20 protein-coding genes are annotated in these 24,007 nt (G+C 70.1%); 13 read left to right on the top strand and 7 right to left on the bottom strand.

The window, feature by feature from the left end; all coding sequences use genetic code 11:
* Positions 1-18: 18 nt before the first annotated feature.
* The 3 genes from DC434_RS18505 to DC434_RS18515 are packed head-to-tail and all read right to left on the bottom strand — an operon-like array spanning position 19 to position 5,809.
* Positions 19-3,477, bottom strand: coding sequence for an error-prone DNA polymerase (locus tag DC434_RS18505; protein ID WP_116636787.1), 3,459 nt, complete (start codon positions 3,475-3,477; stop codon positions 19-21).
* Positions 3,477-5,015: a DNA polymerase Y family protein gene (locus DC434_RS18510; protein WP_116636788.1), complete on the bottom strand. Its 1,539-nt coding sequence runs from the start codon at positions 5,013-5,015 to the stop codon at positions 3,477-3,479. Before DC434_RS18510 ends, DC434_RS18505 begins: the two co-directional genes overlap by 1 nt.
* Positions 5,012-5,809 carry a hypothetical protein gene (locus tag DC434_RS18515; RefSeq protein WP_116636789.1) on the bottom strand — a complete coding sequence of 266 codons (798 nt, stop codon included), beginning with the start codon at positions 5,807-5,809 and terminating at the stop codon, positions 5,012-5,014. Before DC434_RS18515 ends, DC434_RS18510 begins: the two co-directional genes overlap by 4 nt.
* Positions 5,810-5,953: 144 nt before the next feature.
* On the opposite strand from DC434_RS18515, the gene DC434_RS18520 reads away from it, so the two are divergent.
* The 6 genes from DC434_RS18520 to DC434_RS18545 all read left to right on the top strand — a co-directional run bounded on the left by DC434_RS18520 (position 5,954) and on the right by DC434_RS18545 (position 10,316).
* Complete coding sequence (locus tag DC434_RS18520) at positions 5,954-6,424, top strand: A24 family peptidase (protein WP_116636790.1); 471 nt, start codon at positions 5,954-5,956, stop codon at positions 6,422-6,424.
* A gap of 18 nt (positions 6,425-6,442) precedes the next feature.
* Complete coding sequence (locus tag DC434_RS18525; protein WP_116636791.1) at positions 6,443-6,658, top strand: response regulator; 216 nt, start codon at positions 6,443-6,445, stop codon at positions 6,656-6,658.
* A complete protein-coding gene (locus DC434_RS18530; protein ID WP_116636792.1) occupies positions 6,648-7,265 on the top strand; it encodes a CYTH domain-containing protein in 618 nt (205 codons plus the stop codon). Before DC434_RS18525 ends, DC434_RS18530 begins: the two co-directional genes overlap by 11 nt.
* A gap of 63 nt (positions 7,266-7,328) precedes the next feature.
* A complete protein-coding gene (locus tag DC434_RS18535; RefSeq protein ID WP_243409010.1) occupies positions 7,329-8,489 on the top strand; it encodes a type III polyketide synthase in 1,161 nt (386 codons plus the stop codon).
* Complete coding sequence (locus DC434_RS18540) at positions 8,486-9,208, top strand: methyltransferase domain-containing protein (RefSeq protein WP_116636794.1); 723 nt, start codon at positions 8,486-8,488, stop codon at positions 9,206-9,208. Before DC434_RS18535 ends, DC434_RS18540 begins: the two co-directional genes overlap by 4 nt.
* The gene (locus DC434_RS18545) at positions 9,195-10,316 is read left to right on the top strand and encodes an NAD(P)/FAD-dependent oxidoreductase (protein ID WP_165808131.1); all 1,122 of its coding nucleotides are present in this window, start codon (positions 9,195-9,197) and stop codon (positions 10,314-10,316) included. Before DC434_RS18540 ends, DC434_RS18545 begins: the two co-directional genes overlap by 14 nt.
* A gap of 99 nt (positions 10,317-10,415) precedes the next feature.
* Here the strand turns inward: DC434_RS18545 and lpdA are convergent, their stop codons facing one another.
* Positions 10,416-11,813 carry a dihydrolipoyl dehydrogenase gene (gene lpdA, locus DC434_RS18550; protein ID WP_116636796.1) on the bottom strand — a complete coding sequence of 466 codons (1,398 nt, stop codon included), beginning with the start codon at positions 11,811-11,813 and terminating at the stop codon, positions 10,416-10,418.
* Between the two features lie 9 nt (positions 11,814-11,822).
* A complete protein-coding gene (locus tag DC434_RS18555) occupies positions 11,823-12,473 on the bottom strand; it encodes a copper resistance CopC family protein (RefSeq protein ID WP_116636797.1) in 651 nt (216 codons plus the stop codon).
* A gap of 101 nt (positions 12,474-12,574) precedes the next feature.
* Here DC434_RS18555 and DC434_RS18560 point away from each other — a divergent pair, with 101 nt between their 5' ends.
* The 3 genes from DC434_RS18560 to DC434_RS18570 all read left to right on the top strand — a co-directional run bounded on the left by DC434_RS18560 (position 12,575) and on the right by DC434_RS18570 (position 14,382).
* Positions 12,575-13,060, top strand: coding sequence for an FHA domain-containing protein (locus tag DC434_RS18560; RefSeq protein ID WP_116636798.1), 486 nt, complete (start codon positions 12,575-12,577; stop codon positions 13,058-13,060).
* Positions 13,060-13,737, top strand: coding sequence for a MerR family transcriptional regulator (locus tag DC434_RS18565; protein ID WP_116636799.1), 678 nt, complete (start codon positions 13,060-13,062; stop codon positions 13,735-13,737). Before DC434_RS18560 ends, DC434_RS18565 begins: the two co-directional genes overlap by 1 nt.
* Positions 13,738-13,836: 99 nt before the next feature.
* Complete coding sequence (locus DC434_RS18570; RefSeq protein ID WP_116636800.1) at positions 13,837-14,382, top strand: MerR family transcriptional regulator; 546 nt, start codon at positions 13,837-13,839, stop codon at positions 14,380-14,382.
* A gap of 99 nt (positions 14,383-14,481) precedes the next feature.
* On the opposite strand, the gene DC434_RS18575 is transcribed toward DC434_RS18570, so the two are convergent.
* Positions 14,482-15,285, bottom strand: a complete 804-nt coding sequence (locus DC434_RS18575) for a ParA family protein (RefSeq protein WP_116636869.1) — start codon at positions 15,283-15,285, stop codon at positions 14,482-14,484.
* A 92-nt stretch (positions 15,286-15,377) separates the two neighbouring features.
* On the opposite strand from DC434_RS18575, the gene DC434_RS18580 reads away from it, so the two are divergent.
* The 3 genes from DC434_RS18580 to def all read left to right on the top strand — a co-directional run bounded on the left by DC434_RS18580 (position 15,378) and on the right by def (position 21,223).
* A complete protein-coding gene (locus tag DC434_RS18580; protein WP_116636801.1) occupies positions 15,378-18,785 on the top strand; it encodes a pyruvate carboxylase in 3,408 nt (1,135 codons plus the stop codon).
* Positions 18,786-18,851: 66 nt separating this feature from the next.
* Positions 18,852-20,732: a MinD/ParA family protein gene (locus DC434_RS18585; RefSeq protein ID WP_243409011.1), complete on the top strand. Its 1,881-nt coding sequence runs from the start codon at positions 18,852-18,854 to the stop codon at positions 20,730-20,732.
* Positions 20,732-21,223: a peptide deformylase gene (gene def, locus DC434_RS18590; RefSeq protein WP_116636802.1), complete on the top strand. Its 492-nt coding sequence runs from the start codon at positions 20,732-20,734 to the stop codon at positions 21,221-21,223. The genes DC434_RS18585 and def overlap by 1 nt, the downstream gene beginning before the upstream one ends.
* 92 nt (positions 21,224-21,315) lie before the next feature.
* Here def and DC434_RS18595 read toward each other — a convergent pair whose 3' ends face one another.
* A complete protein-coding gene (locus DC434_RS18595; RefSeq protein ID WP_116636803.1) occupies positions 21,316-23,148 on the bottom strand; it encodes an AMP-dependent synthetase/ligase in 1,833 nt (610 codons plus the stop codon).
* 152 nt (positions 23,149-23,300) lie between these two features.
* Here DC434_RS18595 and DC434_RS18600 point away from each other — a divergent pair, with 152 nt between their 5' ends.
* Positions 23,301-23,996 (top strand): lysophospholipid acyltransferase family protein, encoded by a 696-nt coding sequence (locus tag DC434_RS18600; protein WP_116636871.1) that lies wholly within the window; start codon positions 23,301-23,303, stop codon positions 23,994-23,996.
* The last annotated feature ends 11 nt before the right edge of the window (positions 23,997-24,007 follow it).

A 24,007-nucleotide genomic window follows, 5' to 3' on the forward strand; every position in this document is an offset into this window, starting at 1 on the left:
GCTTCTCGCCGCTTCGCATCAGCGGAAGTCCCTGGACCGGTGCGTGAGCCCGGTGCGGAGATCTTCGAAGGCATCGGCGAGCACGTTCACGACCCCCTCTTCCGAGCGCTCCAGGATGCCGCGGATGATGAGCGCCGGAGAGTCGCGGGCCACACGCCGATAGCGGTTCCACACGCCGGTCGAGCAGACGACGTTCACCAGTCCGCTCTCGTCCTCGAGGTTCATGAACGTGATGCCTGAGGCCGTGGCCGGTCGCTGGCGGTGCGTGACGAGCCCGGCGACCTCGATGCGACGGCCGGACTCGTGTGCGCGCAGATCGGCGGCGGTCAGGACGCCTCTGTCGTGCAGCGCGTCGCGGAAGTGGGCCATCGGGTGGTCGTCGGTCGACACCCCGGTCGCCCAGAGGTCGGCGGAGAGCCGCTCATAGCTGGTCTGGTCGGCGAACAGGGGCGGCTGCACGGCGACGGAGGTGCCGGGAAGGAACCGCGACCGGTCGTCGGCCGCCGCACCCGCGAGCCAGATCGCCTCGCGCCGCTCCAGGCCGAGGCAGGCGAACGCGCCGGCGGTGGCGAGAGCCTCCAGCTGTGCAGCTGTGGCGTCTGTGCGCCGCACCAGGTCGTGCAGGTCGCGGTAGAGCCCGTTCGCCTCGCGCTCGGCGACGATCTTCTCGGCCAGGGGCACGCCGATCCCACGGATGCCGCTGAGCCCCAGTCGCACGGCGTGACCACCGTCTCGGCGATGGGAGGCCGACTCGTCGGGGGCGTCTCTGTCGAAGCGGAGCGTCGGGGGCTGCGGGACGGCGAGGCAGTCGTCCCTGCCGGTCGGGCGCCGGATGGGCTCGGCGAGCGGCTCCAGGGTCTCGGTGGCACCCGAGAGGTGCAGATCGGGGCGACGGACCTCCACGCCGTGCCGTCGCGCATCGGCGGTCAGGGTCGCCCCGGAGTAGAAGCCCATGGGCTGCGAACGCAGCAGCCCGGCGAGGAAGGCGGCGGGATAGTGCAGCTTCAGCCAGGAGCTGGCATACACGAGCAGCGCGAACGACAGCGAATGGGACTCCGCGAAGCCGAAGTTCGAGAACGCCTGGATCTGCGCGTAGATGCGATCGGAGGCGTCGATGTCGAGCCCTCTCCTCGCCATTCCCGCGTAGAGCTTCTCGCGCACTCGCTCGATCTTCTCCAGGCCGCGCTTGGACCCCATGGCCCGACGCAGCAGATCGGCCTCGTCGGCCGTGCAGTCGCCGACCGCGGTGGCCATCTGGATGAGCTGCTCCTGGAAGATCGGGATCCCCAGGGTGCGTTTCAGGATCGGTTCGAGATCGCTGTGCGGGTAGGGGATCTCGAGGTCCACCGGCTCCTCGCCGCGGGCGGTCCGCTCCCGGTTCTCCTCGTCGAGGCGGTCCTTCGCCATCTTGCGCCGGACGAACGGATGCACGGCGCCGCCCTGGATGGGGCCGGGACGGATGAGGGCGATCTGGATGGTGAGGTCGTAGAAGCTCCGCGGCTGCAGGCGGGGGAGCAGCCCGATCTGGGCACGCGACTCGACCTGGAACACCCCGATCGAATCCGCTCGGCACAGCATGTCGTAGACCGCCGGCTCCTCCTTGGGGAGCGTCTCCAGCGTCCACCGCTCGCCGGTGGCCTCGAGGATCATGTCGAAGCAGTGCTGGAGCGCGGCGAGCATCCCGAGACCCAGCAGGTCGAACTTCACCAGCCCCATGAAGGCGGCGTCGTCCTTGTCCCACTGGATCACGGTACGGTCCTCCATGCGGGCATGCTCGACCGGCACGACCTCGCCGACGGGTCGTGCCGTGAGCACCATGCCGCCGGAGTGGATGCCGAGGTGACGCGGAGCCTTCAGCAGCTCGCCCGCGTAGGCGAGCACGTTCTCGGGGATGTCGTGCCCCTCGGAGGGCTCCAACCCCGTGCTCCAGCCGTCGACCTGGCGGGACCAGGCATCCTGCTGCCCCGGCGAGTGGCCGAGTGCCCTCGCCATGTCGCGCACCGCGTTCTTCGGTCGGTACTGGATGACGTTCGCCACCTGGGCCGCGCGCTCCCTGCCGTACTCCCCGTACACCCACTGGATGATCTCCTCGCGGCGGCGGGAGTCGAAGTCCACGTCGATGTCGGGCTCTTCGGTGCGGGTGGTGGCGAGGAACCTCTCGAAGGGGAGTCCGTAGAGGATCGGGTCGACGGCGGTGATGCCCAACAGGTAGCAGACCGCGCTCGCCGCAGCCGATCCTCGCCCCTGGCAGAGGATGCCGCGCCGACGAGCCTCGGCGACGATGCCGTGCACGATGAGAAAGTACCCGGGGAAGTCCTTCTCCTCGATGACGTCGAGCTCCCGCTCGATCCGGCGATGCTCCTCGTCCTTCAGCCGGGGGTACTTCGACGGCACGGCATCCCACACGAGCTGTCGCAGCCAGCTCATCGGCGTGTGCCCCTCCGGCACCTTCTGCTTCGGCAGCGCCGGCCGGGCGAGCCGCAGCGGGAAGGCGGATGCCGAGGCCAGCTCCAAGCCGTACGAGATCGCCCCCGGGTAGCGCTGGAAGCGGGCCGACATCTCCGCACCGCTGCGCAGATGCGCGCCACCGTGTGCGGGCAGCCATCCGTCGAGCTCGTCCATGCTGCGAACGGCGCGGACGGCGGCCACGGCCTCGGCGAGCGGCGCCTGTGCGGGGCTGGCGTAGTGCACGTTGTTCGTCGCCACCACGGGCAGGCGCATCCGCCGGGCGAGGTCGGCGAGAGCGTCGTTGCGGCGGGTGTCCTGCGGGTCTCCATGGTCGAAGAGCTCGACGGCGACGTGCTCGGCGCCGAACAGGTCGACGAGGCTCCGGAGCGGGGTCGCGGCATCGCCTGCCTCGAGTCCTCGGCGCACCGCGCCCTTGCGGCATCCGGTCAGGATCGTCCAGTGCCCGCCCGCGCTCGCCGCGAGCTCGTCGATGTCGTACACCGGGCGCCCCTTCTCGCCCCCGCGCAGCTGGGCGGCGGTGATCGCGCCCGAGAGACGGTGATAGCCCTCCATCCCCCGGGCGAGGACCAGCAGATGCTCGCCCGCCGGATCGGGGCTGCCCCGCTGCGGGGCGGGAAGGTCGAGTGACAGCTCCGCGCCGTACACCGTCTGCAGCGGCGTCTTCATGAGCTCGGCCTGATCGGCGAAGCGCGCGGCGCCGTAGAAGCCGTCGTGGTCGGTGAGGGCGAATGCGGTGAGACCGAGGCGCTCGGCCTCGGCGAGGAGGTCTTCCGGGGCGGAGGCGCCGTCGAGGAACGAGTACGAGGAGTGCGCATGCAGCTCGGCGTAGGGCACCGCATCGGCCGGCCGCGATATGCCGGTGACCGGCGTGCGCTGCCGCCGTCTGCTCACCGGCCCGGGGTCGGGTCGCGAGGCGGGCGGCTCGACACTCTGCCGCGGGGGCGGCTCCTCGCCGCTGAGGGTGCGCTCGAGCTCGCTCCAGGTCTGCGGGGGATTGTGCCAGCCCATCAGCGATACCTCCCCTCGACCCACCAGCGTTCACCGGTGCGGAAGACGAGCCAGGCGTGGTCGTGGTCGTCGACGATCTGGAGCCGGTGTCCTCGCCTGCCTCCGTCGGATGCCCAGCGGCGCTCGTGCACGGGCCAGGGGCCGGCCCAGGCCTGCACGGCGACGCCGTCGATGCGCGCGGGGTCCTGGGAGAGGGCTCCCCGGTCGTCGATGCTGATCGCGGCGCCGTCGGCGGCGAGCACGCCGATGGGACGCGGCGGCAGGAAGACCTCGGCGGGGAGAGGGTCGGGCAGGCTTCCCGGCCAGGGGGAGCCGGGATCGCGCGGCGGGACCGGCCGCTCGCCCCAGGGTGTGAGGACCTGACGATCGGCGAGCCAGCGGCCTCCCGCGAGGGCGGCCGTGACCACGCCCTGATGGCCCAGCATGGTCTGCACACGGGAGACCGCGTGGTGCAGCCGCTCATCGGTGCCGGAGCCGAAGAGCCCGGGCTGGTGGTGGGCGGCGTCGTCCACGGCGACCGGGACGATCCGCACCGCCACGATGCCGCCGAACCCCCGTGCCTCGTCGACGGGCTCCTTCGCCGACTGCGCGGCCAGCGCCTCCAGCTGCCACCGCACGCGGTCGACGAGGTCGGAGGCGTCGAAGCAGGTCGGATGCAGCCAGGTGCGGGAGAAGACCGTCCCGTTGTCGTCCGTCATGTCGATCCGCACCTCCGTGCAGACGACAGAGGCGTCTCCGAGCGCGAGCAGCACGGCATCCGCCGTCTGCCGCACGGCGAAGGCCACCTGATCGGTTCCGCCCAGCGGGGATTCGAACTCGATGCCCCGCACCAGCTCGGGGTCGGGAGGGCGAGGGGTCAGCGGTCGGGAATCGGCGCCGGCGGCGAGGGCATGCAGGCGGGCGCCGTGCTCTCCGAAGCGGTCGCGCACGTCGAGCGGGGCGAGGGCGGTGAACTCGCCGAGAGTGCGCACACCGAGACGGACGAGGAGGCCGGCGATCTGCTCGTCCCGCAGCACCTGCACGGGGTAGGGCGCGAGGAACTCCTGCGAGCGCCCCGGCGGGACGACGGTGCAGGCGTCGCGGCCCCGGGCGGCGATCTCGGCGGTGAAGGGGCCGTCGGCCACGCCGATGCGCACCTCGGGCAGCCCCGCTTCCGCGAGCACGGACGTGAGAGCCCCGGCCGCCTCGGCCTCGCCGCCGTGATAGCGGGAGATGCCCCTGGCGCGCAGGATCGCGAGCCCCGGACGCAGCAGGGTCACACCGGGGGCGTGCTTCTCGATGAGGTGCAGCACGGGGAGGAAGGCGCGCTCGTCTCGTGCCGGGTCGTGCGGAAGCACCCGCAGCGAGGAGAGATGCCCCTGCGCGACGCGGCGGCGCTGACCGGTGCGCACGCCGTGCTCCCTGGCCGAGGCCGTGCAGGCGACGATCGTGTTCGCCTGCACCAGCGCGGTGGGCGGATGGGGAGGCGGACCGCCCAGAGCGGCGCGCAGCGGCCAGTCCGGGAACCACAGCACGAGGACGCGGAGCGGGGCGTTCATCCGGCCTCCGCCCAGTGCAGGAGCTCGGTCGGAGCCGCGTCGTCGACCGAGCTCCTGCCGGACGCCGTCTCGGCGGCGAGCGACGGCAGCGCGGTGAGCTCTGCCGCGGCCGCCTCGACGGCGCCGTGTCCGCCGGGCAGCTGCACGCGCACGCTCGAGGGCCGGGGGCTGTGCCGGGTCAGGGCCGTCACCGTCACGGTGCGGTCGGAGAGCAGCCCCCAGCCCGCGCCGAGACCGTGCCAGTGCGGGTCGTGCAGGCGGATCGTCCCCTCGCTCTGCGGCCATCGCTCCACGGCGGGGGACTCCGTGACCAGGAGCGTGCATCCGCGATCACGGAGCCGCGCGCTGAGACGGGACACGTCGGCGTCCCGTGCCCGCGACTGCGGATTCACCACGATGAGGGGGACGACTTCGGCCAGCGCCGACGTCGCCGCGAGCCAGCGCTCGCCGGGTTCGGGGACGAGGATCAACCGCGTGAGGTCGATGCCGAACGCGGCAGCAGCCTCGACGCCGAGCGTCGGCATGCCGACCACCGCGCACCAATGCCCCTTCCGCGACGCCGCGCTGAGCAGGGCGAGCACGAGGCTCGGCGACGGGGAGACGCTGTAGGCGGTGCCGGTCTGCAGCCCCTCCTCCGGCAGCAGAGCGGCGAGCGAGGGGTCGAGCGGGAGCAGCGCGTGCTCGCTGCGCCGCCGCTGCATCCTGCTGATCTCGCGGCGCAGACGCAGCACCTCTCCGGCGCGAGAATCGCTGGTCGGAGAGAGCGCGGTCACCGCATCGAGCCCGATCCCCATGCATCCATCCTCGAAGATATGTACGAATAAAGCAAGTGGCACTGACGACGCTAGTTCGTACATCGGACATCCGGAATCGACGCCGGGAATCGGTTATCCACACCGACGGAGCGCGACATCCGCCCGATCTCCTAACCTGCCGGGATGGACCCCCGGCTCGCACTCGTCGCCCTCGTGCACGGCGCCCTGCTGGGCATCGGCGGGTGGCTGATCATGATCGACGTGCGCACGCATCGGCTGCCGGATCGGATCGTGCTGCCGACCCTCGCGTCGCTGATCCTCCTCGTCGTGATCGATGCCGCGGTCGCGGGGCAGAGCGCTCCGACGATCCGCGCTCTCCTCGGCATGCTCGTCCTCGGCGGGTTCTACGCCCTGCTGCGACTGATCAGCCGGTCAGGGATGGGCGGAGGCGATGTCAAGCTCGCCGCGGTCATCGGACTCGTCCTGGGATGGCACGGCTGGCAGCAGCTCGCGATCGGCGCGGCATCCGCCTTCGTGCTGGGCGCGCTCTTCGCCCTCGCGCTGATCCTCCTGCGTCGGGCGGACGGCACCACCCGCATCGCGTTCGGCCCGTGGATGATCGCGGGCGCGCTCCTCGGCGTCCTCGTCGGATGAAGGGTCTACTCTGAGGTCATGGCACTCGCACGACTTCACGGCGGCCCGCTCGACGGGCAGATCATCCCCCTCGGCGACGCGGACGACAAGCTGATCGTCCCCTACAGCGAGACGCAGGTGGTCTACAACCGCCGTGGCGAGCCGCAGAACACCGGACCCGAAGACGGTCCCACCGAGATCGACTACTGGTTCGACGAAGCCCTCGAGGATCTCACTCTCAACGATGACGACTGAGCCGTCCCGCACGGTCGAGGTCGAGCGCAAGTACGACGTCGACATCGACACACCGCTGCCCCGCTGGAGTGACATCCCCGGCGTCGACGCCGTCACAGCGGGAGAGGCGCGGGCGCTGGACGCCCGCTACTTCGACACCGCAGACGGAACCCTCGCGCGCTCCGGAGTCGCGCTCCGGCGGCGCACCGGCGGTCCGGACGAGGGCTGGCACGTGAAGGGGCCGAGGCAGGGCGACGGACGGCTCGAGCTCGGCTGGCCGCTCGGCGAGGGCGACGCGCTGCCCTACGACGTCGCCGCGACCGTCTCCACCTGGACCACCGCGCCGCTCGCGCCGCTCGCCCGGATCGAGAACGACCGCACCGCGTACCTGCTCACCGGACCCGACGGGGTCGTGGCGGAGTTCGTCGACGACCGGGTCCGCGCCACCGATCTCCGCGGAGGCGTGCAGCGCGAATGGCGGGAGTGGGAGATGGAGCTCGGACCGGCGGCACCCGCCGACGAGGCCGGGAGAGCGGCTTTCTTCGCCGCGGTCGAGCGTGCCGTCCGTGCCGCCGGAGGGCGTGATTCCGCATCCGGGTCCAAGCTCGCCCGCGCGCTGGGGTTCTAGCCCGATGACGGCGGCGCCCGCAACCCCTTCCCGGGAGCGCCCGGCGCGTGCTTGAGTGACAGCATGAGCCGACCGCCTGTGCTTCGATCGCTGCAGACGATCGTCCCCGACACCGTCCTCCACCAGGATGAGGTGCGCGACGTGTTCGCCGCGCAGCCCGACCTCGGACGACTGGCGCAGCGGATCGTGTCGACGTCGTTCACAGTGTCGGGCATCGACACCCGTCACACCGTGATCGACGAGCTGTCCCTCGACTCCGACGCGGTGGACCCGATCTTCTTCGACCGCCGCTCGGGAGCGCTGCTCGCGCCGGGCACGAAGACACGCAACGAGGTCTACACGCGTGAAGCGGCCAGACTCTTCGTCGATGTGGCGCGGCGGGCGCTCGATGCCGACCCCGACATCGAGCCGGCCGATGTGACGCACGTCATCACCGTCTCGTGCACGGGCTTCCATGCGCCCGGACCGGAGTACGAGATCGTGCGGGCACTCGGCCTGTCCGACAGCGTGCAGCGCTATCACCTCGGGTTCATGGGCTGCTATGCGTCGATGCCGGCGCTCCGCGCGGCGAGTCAGTTCTGCGCCGCGGACGAGAACGCCGTGGTCCTGGTGGTCAGCGTCGAGCTGTGCACCCTGCACCTGCGGTCCTCCGAGGATCCCGACACGATCGTGGCGTCCTCGCTGTTCGCCGACGGTGCGGCGGCCGGGATCGTGACGGCACGGGCTCTCCCGTCGGGGGTCACCGGCCTCCGTCTCGACCGCTTCCACACCGCGATCGCGCCCGAGGGCGAGAAGGCGATGGCCTGGACGATCGGCGACACCGGGTTCGAGATGATCCTGGCCACGACCGTGCCGCAGATCATCGGCGAGACGATCATCGGCGCCCTGCGGCCGCTGTACGCGCCGGAGGACGACCTGGTCGCCGCCTTCGACGGGGATGCCGTCGGCGGAGAGGTCGCGCACTGGGCGATCCATCCCGGCGGGCGCAGCATCCTGGATCGCATCCAGGAGAAGCTGCACCTCAGCGACGAGCAGCTGCACCCGGCCAGGGAGGTCCTGCGCGAGAACGGCAACATGTCGAGCGCGACCGTGCTGTTCGTGCTCAAGCGCATCCTCGAGCAGGAGGGCGCACGGGTCGGCGATCGCGTCTCGGCGATGGCGTTCGGGCCGGGCCTCACGGCCGAGAGCGCCCTGATGACCGTGACCGCCGCCGCGGACGCATGAGCGCGGGTCTCTCGACCAGGGACGTCGGCATCCGGGAGCTGATGGACGATCCGCAGGCGGACGAGCGGATGCTGGCGCGCACGTACGGGCGATTCGGCTTCGTGAACGCGGTCGTCTCCCGGCCCGGTCTGCTCTATCGGCGCGACATCCGCCCGAGAGCCGGCGGTGCGCCGCTGCGGATCCTCGACATCGGGGCCGGCGGCGGCGATCTGTGCCGGTTCCTCGCCGGACGGCTGCGCCACGACGGGCTCGCCGCGGAGATCACCGCCCTCGACACCGATGAGCGCGCGATCCGATGGGCTTCCGCGCACGATCGCGGAGCCGGGGTGCGCTACCGCCGTGCGCTGTCGACCGAGCTGGTCGACGAGGGGGAGGCATTCGACGTCGTGCTCTCCAACCACGTGCTGCATCACCTCGACGATGCAGAGCTGCAGACCGTGCTCGAGGACTCCCGGCGGCTCCTCGCGCCCGGCGGGCTGGCCGCGCACCACGACATCGCCCGCGGCCGCGCCGCCTATGCGCTCTTCGCGACGGCCACCTGGCCGCTCTCCGGGAACCTCCTCGCCGATTCGTTCATCCGCGAGGACGGACTCCTCAGCATCCGCCGCTCCCACACGGTGGCGGAGCTCCGGGCGATGGTCCCGCACGGCTGGCGGGTCCGCGGAGGCGTGCCGTCCCGGCTGGAGGTGCGGTGGGAGGACGATCGTGCCCGACCATGACGTGCTCGTCGTCGGGGCGGGCCTGGTGGGGCTGCTGCTGGCGTGCCTGCTGACGCAGGACGGACTGCGGGTGGCTGTCTGCGAACGTCGGACGGATGCCGACACGCGCACCCGCGCGATCGGCATCCACCGGCCGGGGCTCGAGGCGCTGGAGGCTGCCGGTCTCGGAGACGAGGTCCTGGCCGAGGCGCTGCGCCTCGACGGGGGAGAGGTGCGCAGCCGCCGGAGGACTCTGGCGTCGCTCGCGTTCCCGCCCGAGCGCCCCGTCCTGATCCTTCCGCAGCCGCGCACCGATGCGCTGCTCAGAGCGCGACTGCGGTCGCTCGCTCCCGATGCCCTGCGCGACGGATGGACCGTGCGCTCGGTCGATCCGGCGGACGACGTCGTGCGCGTCTCGGTCGATACTCCGGACATCGCCCGCGAGCTGACCGCCCGTTGCGTCGTGGTGGCCGACGGGGTGCGGAGCAGTCTGCGCGCGGATCTCGGACTCGGGTGGAGCCGCCGGAGCGGGCGCGCGACCTACGCGATGGTCGATGTCGCCGACGCGGAGGCAGACGCCCGCGCCGTGCTGCACTGCGAGCCGTCCGGCCTCGTCGAGTCGTTCCCGCTGCCCGGCGGACGGCGCCGGTGGGTGGCGCGCCAGGGGGCAGGCGAGCAGCTGGGCGCCGCGGACGCCTTCCGGGGCGCGGTCGAGGCGCGGACCGGCATCCGTCTGGATCTCGCGGATGACGTGCAGCCGACCGTCTTCGAGGCCGCGCAGCACATCGCCCGGCGTATCGTGCGCGGCCGCGTGGTCCTGCTCGGCGACGCGGCGCACGAGATCAGCCCGATCGGCGGCCAGGGGATGAATCTGGGCTGGACGGACGCCGTGCGACTGGCGCGGGTGCTCGTGCGCGCGCTCCCCGAGCGGATGCCGGACCTCGCCGGCTACGAGCGCGACCTGCGACGCAGGACGCGCATCGTCCAGAGCCGGTCGGCGTTCTACATGGCGATGGGTGCTCCGGCGCCGATCGGCGTGGCGGTTCCGCGGGAACTCGTCATCCGCACGCTGGGGACGCGGCCGCTGCGCCGCTGGTCCGCCGGGCTCATCACGATGCAGGGGCTCTGACGCACGAAGGCCCCGGTTCCCTCGAGAGGGGACCGGGGCCTTCGCGCTTCGCGTGCGGGGTTTCGACTCGCTTCGCTCACTCAACCTTGACGCGTCGCGTCAGAAGTTGATCATGTGCCCTGCGAGGCCGTGGAAGCCCTCCTGCAGCGCCTCCGACAGCGTCGGGTGGGTGTGCACGTTGCGGGCCAGCTCGAGCGCGGTGAGGTCCCACTTCTGCGCGAGGGTCAGCTCGGGCAGGAGCTCGGCGACGTCCGGGCCGATCATGTGCGCGCCGATGAGCTCGAGGTGCTCGGCGTCGGCGATGAGCTTGACGAAGCCGACGGGCTCGCCGAGGCCGTGCGCCTTGCCGTTGGCCATGAACGGGAAGCTGACGACCTTGATGTCGCGCCCCTCGTCCTTCGCCTGCTGCTCGGTGAGGCCGAACGAGGCGACCTGGGGGGAGCAGAACGTCGCACGCGGCATCATGCGGTAGTCGCCGAGCGTCATGGTCTCGGCCTTGCCGATGGTCTCGGCCGCGACGACGCCCTGCGCCTCGGCCACGTGGGCGAGCTGCAGCTTGGCGGTCACGTCGCCGATCGCGTAGATGCCCTCGACGTTCGTGCGCATGTGGTCGTCGATGTCGATCGCACCGCGCTCGGTGAGCTTCACACCGGTCGCCTCGAGGCCGAAGCCCTCGGTGTTCGGGGCGAAGCCGACCGACATGAGCACCTTGTCGGCCTCGATCGACGACTGCTGGCCGTCCTTGGCCGTGTAGGTCACGGTGACGGAGGAGCCGTTGTCGACGACCGTCTCGACCTTGGTCGAGGTGAGGATGTCGACGCCGTAGTTCTTGTACTGCTTCGTGATCTCCTTCGACACGTCGGCGTCCTCGTTGGGGAGGGCGCGGTCGAGGAACTCGATGATGGTGACCTTCACGCCGTAGTTCGTCATGACGTAGGCGAACTCCATGCCGATGGCGCCGGCGCCTACGATGACGATCGACTTCGGCAGCTCGCGGCTGAGGATCTGCTCCTCGTAGGTCACGACGTTGTCGCTCAGCTGGACGCCGGGGAGCAGGCGCACCTTCGAGCCGGTGGCGATGATCGCGTTGTCGAAGGTCACCTCTTCGGTGGAGCCGTCGGCCTTGGCGACCGAGATCGCCTTCGGGCCGGTGAAGGTGCCGCGACCGTCGTACTCGGTCACCTTGTTCTTCTTCATCAGGAAGTGGATGCCCTTGACGCGGCCGTCGGCGACCACGCGGCTGCGGTCGAACGCCTTGCCGTAGTCGATCGTGAACTCACCCGAGATGCCGAAGAAGTCGGCCTTGTGGTTCAGGGTGTGCGCGAGCTCCGCGTTCTTGAGCAGTGCCTTGGAGGGGATGCAGCCCACGTTGAGGCAGACACCGCCCCAGTACTTCTCTTCGATGATGGCCGTGGAGAGGCCGAGCTGTGCGCTGCGGACGGCGGCGACGTATCCACCAGGACCGGCACCGAGGATGACGACATCGTAATGGGGCATGCGTTAAGCCTATCGCTCCGAAGAGGGCTCGGAACCGGGCTCGGCGCCTCCTCGGCGGCCGCGCACGGACAGCCAGACGGCGACTCCGACGGCGACCAGGATGCCGACGATCGAGATCACCCAGATCCACACGGTCGAACCCGAACCGTCGTCTGCGTCGGGTGCCGGAGTGAGCGTCGCCTCCGGCGTTGCGGATGCCGCTTCGCTCGGGGCCGCGGTCGTCGGCGCGGCGCTGGGCTGCTCGGTCGGCGTCGGGGAGGAACCGGTCGTCACGGTGAAGAAGAACTCGTCGGAGGTCGGGTGCCCGTCGCTCGAGACGACCTTCCAGATCACGTGGTATTCGCCTGCCGGGGCGGAGGACACCAGCGGCTGCGTCACCACGGCGCCGTCGACCGTCGCGGGTCCATCCGTGACCGCGTTGCCCGCGGAGTCCGTGACGACGACCTCGGTGGCGCCCTCGCCGTCGATCAGCTTGGCGCTGAAGGTGAGCGTCAGCTCGGCGGGGAGCGTCTCGACTTCGCTGTCGGCTGCCGGGTTCGACGACGTGAGCGCGTCGTGCGCGGATGCCGAGAGCGGGGACGCGAGCACGAGGAAGGCGGCGAGGAGCGTCGCGGCGAGAGCGACGGGGGCGGCGGAGAGGCGCAGGGCTTTGGTCTTCACAGGTCCACCCTATGAAGAGCCGGTATGTGACGGCTGAGTATGCATGCGGCCTCCCGCGAGCCCCTCGGCATCCGTTAGTCTGGACAGCCTAGGAGGGCACAGTGACTGACAGCGACAGCCGACCGGCCGGAGAAGCCGCGATCCACCGCTCTGGTGAACAGAAGCATGACGTGACGCAGACGTTCGGACACGATTCGGACCTGTCCTTCGTGCCGTTCGGCGTGGAGCTCACCGACGTCGAGCAGACCGCCATCGCGGCGTTGCCGTCGGGATCGGCCCTGTTGCTGGTGCGCTCGGGCGCCCTCGCCGGTGCCCGCTACCTCCTCGACACCGATGTGACGACGGTCGGACGCCACCCCGAGGCCGACATCTTCTTCGATGACGTGACCGTCTCTCGCCGTCACGCGGAGATCACGCGCACCGGCACGACGTTCGAGATCATCGACCAGCGCTCGCTCAACGGGACGTACGTCAACGGCGAGCGGGTCGACCGCAGTGCGCTGGTCGACGGCTCCGAGCTGCGCGTCGGCAAGTTCCGACTGAACTTCTTCGCCTCTCCGCACGACCGCCAGGCGGCGAACGCCTGATGGCGGCCACTCCCGCCCGCGAACGCTCTGCGTCCGCGGGCCTGCTGAGTATCGGTCAGGTGCTCGCGCGTCTCACTCCGGAGTTCCCCGATCTGACCTCCAGCAAGCTGCGTTTCCTCGAGGTGCAGGGCATCGTCAGCCCCTCGCGCACCGAGTCCGGCTACCGCAAGTTCTCGACGGCCGACATCGAGCGGCTCCGTCTCGGACTCACCCTCCAGCGGGATCACTACCTGCCGCTGAGCGTGATCCGCGAGCAGCTGGACAGCTCTGCGGGGGAGGCCTCGCTCGCGCCGCCTCCGTCGATCACGCCGGCGCCGCGTCGCTATCGTCGGGCAGAGCTCCTCGCGGCGGCAGGAGCAGGACCCCAGCTGCTGAACGACGCGATCAGCACCGGTGTCATCACCGCCCAGGAGAACTACCCCGAGGCGACGGTGACGCTCCTGCGCGGACTCGTCGCGCTGGATCGCCACGGGATCGAGCCCCGGCACCTGCGCTCCCTCCGTCAGGGGGCCGAGCGCGAGGTCGCTCTCATCGAGTCGGCGATGTCGTCGCTGTTGCGACGGACGGATGCCGCCTCCCGCGCGAAGGCCAGCGAACTCGCTCCCGAGCTGGCGACGAAGATCGACGAAGTGCGCTCGCTCTTCGTCAAGGACGCGCTGTCGCGTGTGCTTTCGTAACGAACTGATTGCGACACACCTTCGACGTCCCACGGATGTCATTGCCGGTGCCCGAGCACTGCTCTACCGTGGAGATAACCGTTCCAGGGAGGATTTCAGATGAATGCGGATGAGCTCACAGGCGACCCGCGGTTCGTACCCGAACTCCTCTTCACGGACGGTCTCCCCGCCATGGACGACGAGGTCGGCTACCGCGGTGCCGTCGCCGCTCGTGCCGCCGGCATCACCTACCGTCAGCTGGATTACTGGGCCCGCACCGAGCTGGTCGAGCCCACCGTCCGCGGCGCGAGCGGCTCCGGCTCGCAGCGTCTCTACGGCTTCCGCGACATCCTGGTCCTGAAGCTCGTCAAGAGCCTCCTCGACACCGGCATCTCGCTGCAGCAGATCCGTACCGCTGTCGAAGAGCTGCGCCGTGCCGGCATCCGCGATCTCGCCGGCACCACGCTGATGAGCGATGGCGCCTCCGTCTACCTGTGCACGTCGAACGACGAGGTCATCGACCTCGTCAGCCGCGGCCAGGGCGTGTTCGGCATCGCCGTGGGCAAGGTGCTCCGCGAGGTCGAGTCGACGCTCGTCGCCTTCGACCCGACCGCACCGGACCCGGTCGACGAGCTCTCCGCGCGCCGCTCGAAGCGCTCCGCCTGATCCACCCTTCGACAGGCTCAGGGACCCACCCTTCGACAGGCTCAGGGGCCTGAGGGGGAGCTCTGCGCTCCTTGTCGGGTCGCAGAGCTTGCCGAAGCGTCAGGCGTTCTCGGGAAGCGCGATGCGCCCGGTGCGGATGATCCGGTCGAGCAGCTGATCGAAGTCGGCGGCGAGCTCCTGCGCGGAGTCTCCCGGCCAGATGTGCAGCGGCTTCGCCGCGCCCTGCGCCTGCTGCAGCGAGGTGCGCTCGGGCAGCTGCGGAGCGAGCACGAGGGGCCCGAACATGTCGCGGAGCTCCTTGATGCGGAACTGGTGCTCGATCGACTGCGGGCGCACGCGGTTCACGACGATGCCGAGCGGCTGAAGACGAGGGGAGAGGCCGCGGCGGATCTCCTCGATCGCGCGGAGGGCGCGGTCCGCGGCGGCGACCGAGAACAGGCCGGGCTCGGTGACCACCATGACGCGGTCGCTGGCGGCCCAGGCCGTGCGGGTGAGCGCGTTCAGCGACGGCGCGCAGTCGATGAGCACGAGGTCGTAGTCGGCTTCGACGGCCGCGAGTGCCTCTTCGAGCTTCCAGACGTCGCGGACGCTCGGGTGCGGCCCGTCGAAGTTGATGGCGGAGGGGCTCCCGATGAGCACGTCGATCGTGCCGGGGTGCACTTTCGCCCATCCGCTGGAGGTGATCGCCTGACGGACGACCTTCTCCTTCGGGTTCGCCAGGACATCGGCGATGTTGAGTCGTCCGGCCACCTGGATGTCCATCCCGGTGGAGACGTCGGACTGCGGGTCGAGGTCGACGACGAGAGTCCGGACTCCTCGGGCGAAAGCCGCTGAGGCCAGCCCGAGTGTCACGGTCGTCTTGCCGACGCCCCCCTTGAGAGAGCTGACGCTGAGTACGTGCACGAACACCACGTTACCTTCCCCTAGGCTGAGGGAACACTCAGCCCCGCCCCTGCACGCCGAAAACGCCGTGCATCGAGCTCTCAGAGGTGTGCATGTTCCAGAAGATCCTTGTGGCCAACCGCGGCGAGATCGCGATCCGGGCCTTCCGAGCGGCGTACGAGGTGGGGGCGCGCACCGTCGCGGTCTTCCCCCATGAGGACCGCGGGTCCGTCCATCGACTCAAGGCCGATGAGGCCTACGAGATCGGCGAACGCGGTCACCCCGTCCGCGCGTACCTGAACGTCGACGAGATCATCCGCGTCGCGCTGGAGGCGGGAGCGGATGCGATCTACCCCGGATACGGCTTCCTGTCGGAGAACCCGGAGCTCGCGGAGAAGGCGGCGGCCAACGGCATCGTCTTCATCGGCCCGCCGGCGAAGGTGCTCGAGATGGCGGGCAACAAGGTCGAGGCGAAGCGGCACGCGATCGAGGCCGGAGTGCCGGTGCTGCGTTCGACCGAGGCATCCGACGACGTCGAGGCGCTCGTCGCCCAGGCGGAGGACATCGGCTTCCCGCTCTTCGCCAAGGCGGTGGCGGGCGGCGGCGGCCGCGGCATGCGTCGCGTCGAGACCGCGGGTGATCTCGCACCCGCTCTGGCCGAGGCGATGCGGGAGGCTGCGAGCGCCTTCGGCGACGCCCGGATGTTCCTGGAGCAGGCCGTGGTGCGCCCCCGGCACATCGAGGTGCAGATCCTCGCCGACAAGACCGGCGAGACCGTGCACCTGTTCGAGCGCGACTGCTCGGTGCAGCGGCGCCACCAGAAGGTCGTCGAGATCGCTCCGGCGCCGAATCTGGACGACAGCATCCGCACCGCACTCCACGGCTACGCGGTCGCCTTCGCCCGCTCGATCGGCTACGAGAACGCCGGTACCGTCGAGTTCCTGCTGGAGACGGCGGGCGAGCGCACGGGCGAGGTCGTCTTCATCGAGATGAACCCGCGCATCCAGGTCGAGCACACCGTGACCGAGGAGGTCACCGACGTCGACCTCGTGCAGAGTCAGATGCGGATCGCCGCGGGCCAGACTCTCGCGGAGCTGGGACTGCAGCAGCAGAACCTGCACCTGCGGGGGGCTGCGCTGCAGTGCCGCATCACCACCGAGGACCCGACGCAGGGCTTCCGCCCCGACACCGGCAAGATCACGACCTACCGCTCACCCGGCGGCGCCGGCATCCGCCTCGACGGAGGCACGGTGCATCAGGGGGCGCAGATCAGCCCGCACTTCGACTCGATGCTGGCGAAGCTGACCTGCCGCGGTCGCGACTTCCCCGCGGCCGTCGCGCGTGCCCGGCGCGCGCTGGCGGAGTTCCGCATCCGCGGCGTCTCGACGAACATCCCCTTCCTCCAGGCCCTGCTCGACGACGACGCCTTCATCGCGGGCGACGTGAGCACCTCCTTCATCGACGAGCGGCCGGAGCTCCTGCGCGGTCGGGTCTCGAAGGACCGCGGCACGAAGCTCCTGAACTGGCTGGTCGACGTCACCGTCAACAAGCCCCACGGCGCGCACCCCGGTGTCATCGACCCGGTCGCGAAGCTCCCCGTCGTCGATCTCTCGACCGAGCCGATCGCCGGGTCGCGTCAGCGGCTGCTCGAGCTCGGTCCGGAGGGCTTCGCCCGGAGCCTCCGCGAGCAGACGGCACTCGCGATCACCGACACCACCTTCCGCGACGCGCACCAGTCGCTGCTGGCCACGCGCGTGCGCACCAAGGACCTCGTCGCGGCTGCTCCGTACCTGGCGCGGCTCACGCCGGGCCTGCTGTCCGTCGAGGCCTGGGGCGGTGCGACGTACGACGTCGCGCTGCGCTTCCTCGGCGAGGACCCCTGGGAGCGACTCGACAAGCTGCGCGCCGCGCTGCCGAACGTCGCGATCCAGATGCTGCTGCGCGGACGCAACACAGTCGGCTACACGCCGTACCCGACGGGGGTCACCGAGGCGTTCGTCGCCGAGGCAGCCGCGAGCGGGGTCGACATCTTCCGGATCTTCGACGCCCTCAACGACGTGGAGCAGATGCGCCCCGCCATCGAGGCCGTGCGCAACACCGGCACCGCGGTCGCCGAGGTGGCCCTCTGCTACACCGGCGACCTCCTCGACCCGGCCGAGAACCTCTACACGCTCGACTACTACCTCGGTCTCGCCGACCAGATCGTCGCGGCCGGGGCGCACATCATCGCGATCAAGGACATGGCGGGGCTCCTGAGGCCCGCGGCTGCAGCGAAGCTCGTCGCAGCGCTGCGCGAGCGCTTCGACCTCCCTGTCCACCTGCACACGCACGACACGCCGGGCGGCCAGCTGGCTACGCTCCTCGCAGCCAGCGCGGTCGGAGTGGATGCCGTGGATGCCGCGTCGGCACCGCTCTCCGGAACCACCAGCCAGCCGTCGCTGTCCTCGCTCGTCGCGGCGCTCGCGCACACCGATCGGGACAGCGGCATCTCCCTCGACGCGGTGTCCGATCTCGAGCCGTACTGGGAGGCGGTGCGCCGGCAGTACGCGCCGTTCGAGTCGGGGCTTCCCGGACCCACGGGCCGCGTGTACCACCACGAGATCCCCGGCGGGCAGCTGTCGAACCTCCGCCAGCAGGCGAAGGCCCTCGGTCTCGCGGATGACTTCGAGCTCATCGAGGACATGTACGCCGCGGCCGACCGCATCCTCGGGCGCGTTCCGAAGGTGACGCCGTCATCGAAGGTCGTCGGCGACCTCGCGCTGCATCTCGCCGCCGTGAAGGCGGATCCTGCGGACTTCGAGGCGAACCCGGAGAAGTACGACGTGCCGGACTCGGTCGTCGGATTCATGGCGGGCGAGCTGGGCGACCTCCCCGGAGGATGGCCGGAGCCGTTCCGCACCAAGGTCCTCGCCGGACGCTCGGTGCGCACCGGGCTCACGCAGATCAGCGCGGAGGACGAGGCCGCTCTCGCCGGTTCCAGCGCCGAGCGGCGTGCGCGGCTCAACTCCCTGCTGTTCCCTGCGCCCACCGCGGAGTACACCGAGCGGCGCGAGCTCTTCGGCGACCTCTCCGTCCTCGACACGAGCGACTACCTCTTCGGACTCGTGCAGGGACAGGAGCATCGCATCGAGATCGACCGCGGCGTGCAGCTGTTCATCGGTCTGGAGGCCATCGGCGACGCCGACGACAAGGGCATGCGGACCGTGATGACGACTCTGAACGGGCAGCTCCGACCTGTCTTCGTGCGAGACAGGTCCGTCGCGGTGGACGCGCACGAGGCCGAGCGGGCGGACACCAACGTCCCCGGCCAGGTCGCCGCTCCGTTCTCCGGTGTCGTCACGCTCAAGGCCGAGGTCGGCGCTGCCGTCCGGGCCGGCGAGCCGATCGCCTCGATCGAGGCGATGAAGATGGAAGCGGCCATCACCGCGCCCGTCGACGGCGTGATCGAGCGTCACGCGATCGCCGAGACGCAGCAGGTGGATGCCGGAGATCTTTTGGTCGTCATCCGTCCCGCGCACTAATCTTGTGCGGGCGAGGGCCGCGCACCGTGTGCGCACCCGAGGCCCGCGCAGGCTTGGAGTGACATCGTGACCCCGAAGAACACCGCAGAACCCGAGGAGAACCCGCTGGGGGTGCTCGATGACGCCGCGTCCGTGGACACGGCCGTCATCGGCATCCTCGGCGGAACGGCGCAGGTGAGCGTGTCGCTGCCGAAGGACGATGACGACGACCTCGATGACGAGGGCGTCGTCGAGGGAGAAGTCGTCGGCGACCTCATCGTCGACGAACTGCCCATCGTCACGGCTTCGCAGGTGGCATCCGCGGCGAAGGCCGTGCCCGCCGCCGTGACTCCGGCGGTGCTGAAGTCCCGGTCTCCGGGAGACGACAAGGTTGCCGAGGCCGCCAAGGCCGACCCGTCGCCGAAGGAGGTTCCGGGCATCATCATCGGGCCCATCGTGATCGACGAACCGGTGGCCGCCGCCCCCTCGGCGGAAGAGGCCGCGCCCGAGGAGACCATCCACGAAGCGGAACTGGAGCCGGACGTCGAGGAGCCGATCGACCAGGAGCCGGATGTCGAGGAGCCAAAATCGGCGACGATCGTCGAGGAGCCTGAGCCTGAGCCTGAGCCTGAGCCTGAGCCTGAGCCTGAGCCTGAGCTGGAGCCGGAGCCGGAGCCGGAGCCGGAGCCTGAGCCGGAGCCGGAGCCGGAGCCGGAGCCGGAGCCTGAGCCCGTACCCGAGCCGGAACCCGACCCCGAGCCGGTCCCCGTCGCGAACGAGCCGGCCGCCGCGGCGACGCACGCCGAAGAGGCGGCCGTCGCAGCCCGATTCCTGGCGAGGGCGACCGTCGATTCGGCTGCGGCTCCCGTCGCAGCCACCGCCGCGGGAGTGCCCGCCGTGAAGGAGACCGCCGCCGTGTCCACTCCCGACGAGAAGTCCGTCGTTCCGCAGCCAACGCGCGCGGCCGCCCGCGCCGACGTGACGCTCACCTCGAAGCGCCTGGACGATCTGGGCGATTCCTCGCGGGAGTCGGCCGATCTGCTCACCGCCGATCGCCTGCTCGACCCGCATCGCCTCACGAAGCCCGAGCCCGAAGGCGCGTGGAGTCATTTCCTCTACACCGTGTCGGGACGCCGAATCAACATCGGCGACGGTCGGCGGGCCCGGGAGCGGAAGGCGCTCAGCGCTCGCATCGCCGCACCTCTCCCCGGAGGGGCGCGGTTCGTGCCCGTGCTCTCCCGCAAGGGCGGCGTCGGCAAGACGACGATCACCGCCCTGCTCGGCATGGCGCTGGCCGACGCGCGTGACGACCGCGTGATCGCCGTCGATGCCAATCCGGATCGAGGAACCCTCGCGGAACGCATCGTCCGTCCGGCTCACAACAAGTCGGTGCGCGATCTGGTCCGCATCCACGACGACGTCCGGGGTTATCACGACATCTCCGCCATCGTGGCGCGCGATGCCACCCGCCTCGACGTTCTCGCCTCCGATTCCGATCCCCGCATCGCCGAGGCCTTCAGCGACAGCGACTACAGGGACGTCGCCGGTGTCGCCGCGCACTACTACTCGCTCGTGCTGACGGACACGGGGACGGGCATCGTGCACTCCGTGATGTCGGCGACCCTCGACCTGGCCGACCAGATCATCATCGTGTCGGGGCTGAGCGTCGACGAAGCGCGACTGGCCTCGGAGACTCTCACCTGGCTCGAGACGAACGGGTACGCCGAGCAGGCTCGAGAGGCGATCGTCGTGCTGAACCAGTCGACACCGGGCGCGCCCCTCGTGCGCCTGAACGAGCTGCAGAGTCACTTCGCCACGCGCGCGAAGAGCGTGATCCGGATGCCGTACGATCCGCAGATCGCCGGGGGAGGGACCATCGTGTTCGCGAACCTGCTGCCAGAGACACGTGTCGCCGCGCGTCGACTCGCCGCGCTCCTGGTCGAGGGCCTGCGGGCGAAGGGCGCCTGATGGCCGTCCGCGAGATCCGCATCTTCGGCGACCCCGTCCTGCGTACCGTGTGCGCCCCGATCGATGACATCGACGACGGCGTCCGCGCACTGGTGGCCGACCTCGTCGAGACGGTCGAGCTGCCTGGCCGAGCCGGAGTGGCCGCCCCGCAGATCGGCGTGGCGTTGCGCGCCTTCAGCTACAACATCGACGGTGACATCGGCTACGTGCTCAACCCGGTGCTCGTGGAGGTGCGGGGCGAACCCGAGCCGACCGGAGAGGGCTGCCTGTCCGTTCCCGGGCTCTGGCACGACGCGCAGCGGCACCCGTGGGCGCGCGTCGAGGGGATCGACCTCGACGGGAATCCTGTGGTGCTCGAGGGCGACGGTCTCCTCGCCCAGGCGCTTCAGCACGAGACGGATCACCTCGACGGGAAGCTGTTCCTGTCGCGTCTCGATCCGGAGACCCGCAAGCAGGCGATGCGCGAGGTGCGCGAGAGCGCCTGGTTCTAGCCGCCGAGCGTTCCCTTTCTCACCGAACGGCCCCCTTGCGCGTGTGCGCGAGGGGGCCGTTCGTCGGGAAGGGGGTGGGTCGACCTGCCGGGTCAGCCGCCGATCGCGACGTTGGTCGTCGAGACCGGCTCGTCGTAGATCGCGGAGATCTCGTCGGCGAAGTCGTTCATGATGACGTTGCGCTTGATGGAGAGCTTCGGCGTCAGGTGGCCCGATGCCTCGGTCCACTCCGAATCGAGGATCGTGAACTTGCGGATCGACTCGGCGCGCGACACGCGGGCGTTCGCGCCGTCGACGGCGCGCTGGACCTCGGCCCGGACGGCGTCGTTGCGGGAAGCCTCCACCAGCGTCATCTTGGCGTCGAGGCCGTTGTTCGCGAGCCACGTCGGCAGCATCTCGGGGTCGAGCGTCACCAGGGCCGAGATGAACGGGCGCTGATCGCCGACCACGACGACCTGGCCGATGATCGGGTTCGCCCGGATCGGGTCCTCGAGCGCTGCGGGGGCGACGTTCTTGCCTCCGGCTGTGACGATGATCTCCTTCTTGCGACCGGTGATCGTGAGGAAGCCCTCGGAGTCGAAGCTGCCGATGTCGCCGGTGCGGAACCAGCCGCCGTCGCTGAACGCCTCGGCCGTGGCCTCGGGGTTGTTCCAGTACTCCTTGAAGACGTTGATGCCGCGCACCTCGATCTCGCCATCCTCGCCGAGGCGCACGCCGACGCCTGGGAGCGCGGGACCGACCGTGCCGATCTTCGACTTGTCGGCCAGGTTCACCGTGGCGGGAGCCGTCGTCTCGGTCAATCCGTAGCCCTCGAGGATCACGACGCCGAGGCTGTGGAAGAAGTGACCGAGTCGCGGGCCCAGGGGAGCGGAGCCGGACACGGCGTAGACCACGTTCCCGCCCATCGCGGCGCGGAGCTTGCTGTAGACGAGCTTGTTGAAGAGGGCGAACTTCAGCTTCATCCCGAAGGGGATCTTCTTGCCTTCTTCGAGCAGCTTCGAGTGCTCGATGGCGACATCCGCCGCGGCGCGGAAGATCTTGCCCTTCCCACCGGCCTCCGCCTTCTGCTCGGCGGAGTTGTACACCTTCTCGAACACGCGAGGGACGGCGAGGAGGAAGGTCGGCTTGAACGAGCCCAGGGCGGGCAGGAGCTGTCGCGTGTCGGGCTGGTGACCGGTGCGGACGCCCGCGTGGATGTCGAGGATCGAGATGAAGCGCGCGAAGACGTGAGCCGTCGTGATGAACAGGAGGGTCGAGGCGCCTGGCGTCTGCACGACCGCGTCGAGGGCCTTCGCGGAGTTGCGGGTGAGCTCGACGAAGTTGCTGTGCGTGAGCACGCAGCCCTTCGGGCGACCGGTGGAGCCCGAGGTGTAGATGAGGGTGGCGATGTCGGAGCCGACGGCGAGGTTGCGGCGACGCTCGATCTCCTCGTCGGTGACCGCTGCGCCCTGCGCCGTGAGCGTGTCGATGGCGCCGAGGTGCAGCTGCCAGACCTCGCGGATCAGGGGAAGGTCGCCGCGCACCTCGTCGACGCGGGCGAAGTGCTCCGGAGATTCGACCACGAGGGCGATCGCCCCGGAGTCCTCGAGGATCCACTGGATCTGAGAGGGGGAGCTGGTCTCGTAGATCGGGACCATCACGGCGCCGGCGTAGAAGAGCGCGAAATCGACCAGCGTCCACTCGTACGTCGTGCGCGCGAGGAAGCCGACCTTCTCGCCCGGCTGGATGCCTGCGGCGGCGAATCCCTTCGCCAGGGCGATCACGGCCGTCTGGAAGTCGGCGGCGGAGATGTCGCGCCAGCCTTCGCCCTCGGGCACCGAGAACAGCGCGCGGTCGGGGGTGGCCTTGACGCGCTGGAACAAGAGGTCCGAGACGTTTGCGTCGGGGTCGGCGGGGACGATCGCGGGGACTTCAAACTGGACCACGGCAGCTCCTTCGGTACCGGTCGGGCACGTGTGTGGTCTTGAGTCTAGGGCATGACACCCCGTCGCACCTCGTGTGGAACTGAGTCGCGATCGTGCATCCCGATCGAAGATCGCCGAAGCGGATGCCGGACGCGGCGCTAGACTTCACCTCGATGTTCTACTGGCTGATGAAGTACGTCGTGATCGGCCCCGTGGTCAAGGCGATCTTCCGTCCCTGGATCGTGGGCCGCAAGAACGTGCCCGCGAACGGGGCGGCGATCCTCGCCAGCAACCATCTCTCATTCGCGGACTCCATCTTCCTGCCGCTGGTGATCGATCGCCCGATGTCCTTCCTCGCCAAGAGCGACTACTTCACGGGCCGCGGCCTGAAGGGCTTCGCGACCAAGTTCTTCATGAAGGCCACGGGGCAGATCCCGATCGACCGATCCGGAGGCAAGGCCTCGGAGGCTTCTCTGAACACCGGTCTGCAGGTGCTCGGCGGCGGCGACCTGCTCGGCATCTACCCGGAGGGCACGCGAAGCCCCGACGGCAAGCTGTACCGCGGACGCACCGGCATCGCACGGATGGCGCTCGAGGCCAAGGTCCCCGTCGTCCCCGTGATCATGGTCGACACCGACACGGCCATGCCGATCGGCCAGCGGCTTCCCCGCATCATGCGCGTCGGGATCGTCATCGGAGAGCCGCTCGACTTCTCCCGCTACGCCGGGATGGAGAACGACAGGTACATCCTGCGCTCCGTCACCGACGAGATCATGGTGGCCCTGCATCGTCTCGGTCAGCAGGAGTACGAGGACGTCTACGCCTCGACCGTGAAGGACCGTCTTCCCTCCCGTGTCACACGGCGCTAGCGGAGCGTCCA

Origin of the sequence: Microbacterium sp. TPD7012, assembly GCF_003075395.1 — a bacterium.
Lineage (GTDB): Bacteria > Actinomycetota > Actinomycetes > Actinomycetales > Microbacteriaceae > Microbacterium.

What these genes read in the sequence shown, in the direction of transcription:
- DC434_RS18515 (WP_116636789.1), bottom strand. Translation starts at nt 5,809, where the DNA reads ATGGGGATCGGGCTCGATGCGGTGACCGCGCTCTCTCCGACCAGCGAT.
- DC434_RS18510 (WP_116636788.1), bottom strand. Translation starts at nt 5,015, where the DNA reads ATGAACGCCCCGCTCCGCGTCCTCGTGCTGTGGTTCCCGGACTGGCCG.
- DC434_RS18505 (WP_116636787.1), bottom strand. Translation starts at nt 3,477, where the DNA reads ATGGGCTGGCACAATCCCCCGCAGACCTGGAGCGAGCTCGAGCGCACC.
- DC434_RS18570 (WP_116636800.1), top strand. Translation starts at nt 13,837, where the DNA reads ATGAATGCGGATGAGCTCACAGGCGACCCGCGGTTCGTACCCGAACTC.
- DC434_RS18520 (WP_116636790.1), top strand. Translation starts at nt 5,954, where the DNA reads ATGGACCCCCGGCTCGCACTCGTCGCCCTCGTGCACGGCGCCCTGCTG.
- def (WP_116636802.1), top strand. Translation starts at nt 20,732, where the DNA reads ATGGCCGTCCGCGAGATCCGCATCTTCGGCGACCCCGTCCTGCGTACC.
- DC434_RS18580 (WP_116636801.1), top strand. Translation starts at nt 15,378, where the DNA reads ATGTTCCAGAAGATCCTTGTGGCCAACCGCGGCGAGATCGCGATCCGG.
- DC434_RS18535 (WP_243409010.1), top strand. Translation starts at nt 7,329, where the DNA reads ATGAGCCGACCGCCTGTGCTTCGATCGCTGCAGACGATCGTCCCCGAC.
- DC434_RS18525 (WP_116636791.1), top strand. Translation starts at nt 6,443, where the DNA reads ATGGCACTCGCACGACTTCACGGCGGCCCGCTCGACGGGCAGATCATC.
- DC434_RS18530 (WP_116636792.1), top strand. Translation starts at nt 6,648, where the DNA reads ATGACGACTGAGCCGTCCCGCACGGTCGAGGTCGAGCGCAAGTACGAC.
- lpdA (WP_116636796.1), bottom strand. Translation starts at nt 11,813, where the DNA reads ATGCCCCATTACGATGTCGTCATCCTCGGTGCCGGTCCTGGTGGATAC.
- DC434_RS18565 (WP_116636799.1), top strand. Translation starts at nt 13,060, where the DNA reads ATGGCGGCCACTCCCGCCCGCGAACGCTCTGCGTCCGCGGGCCTGCTG.
- DC434_RS18540 (WP_116636794.1), top strand. Translation starts at nt 8,486, where the DNA reads ATGAGCGCGGGTCTCTCGACCAGGGACGTCGGCATCCGGGAGCTGATG.
- DC434_RS18600 (WP_116636871.1), top strand. Translation starts at nt 23,301, where the DNA reads ATGTTCTACTGGCTGATGAAGTACGTCGTGATCGGCCCCGTGGTCAAG.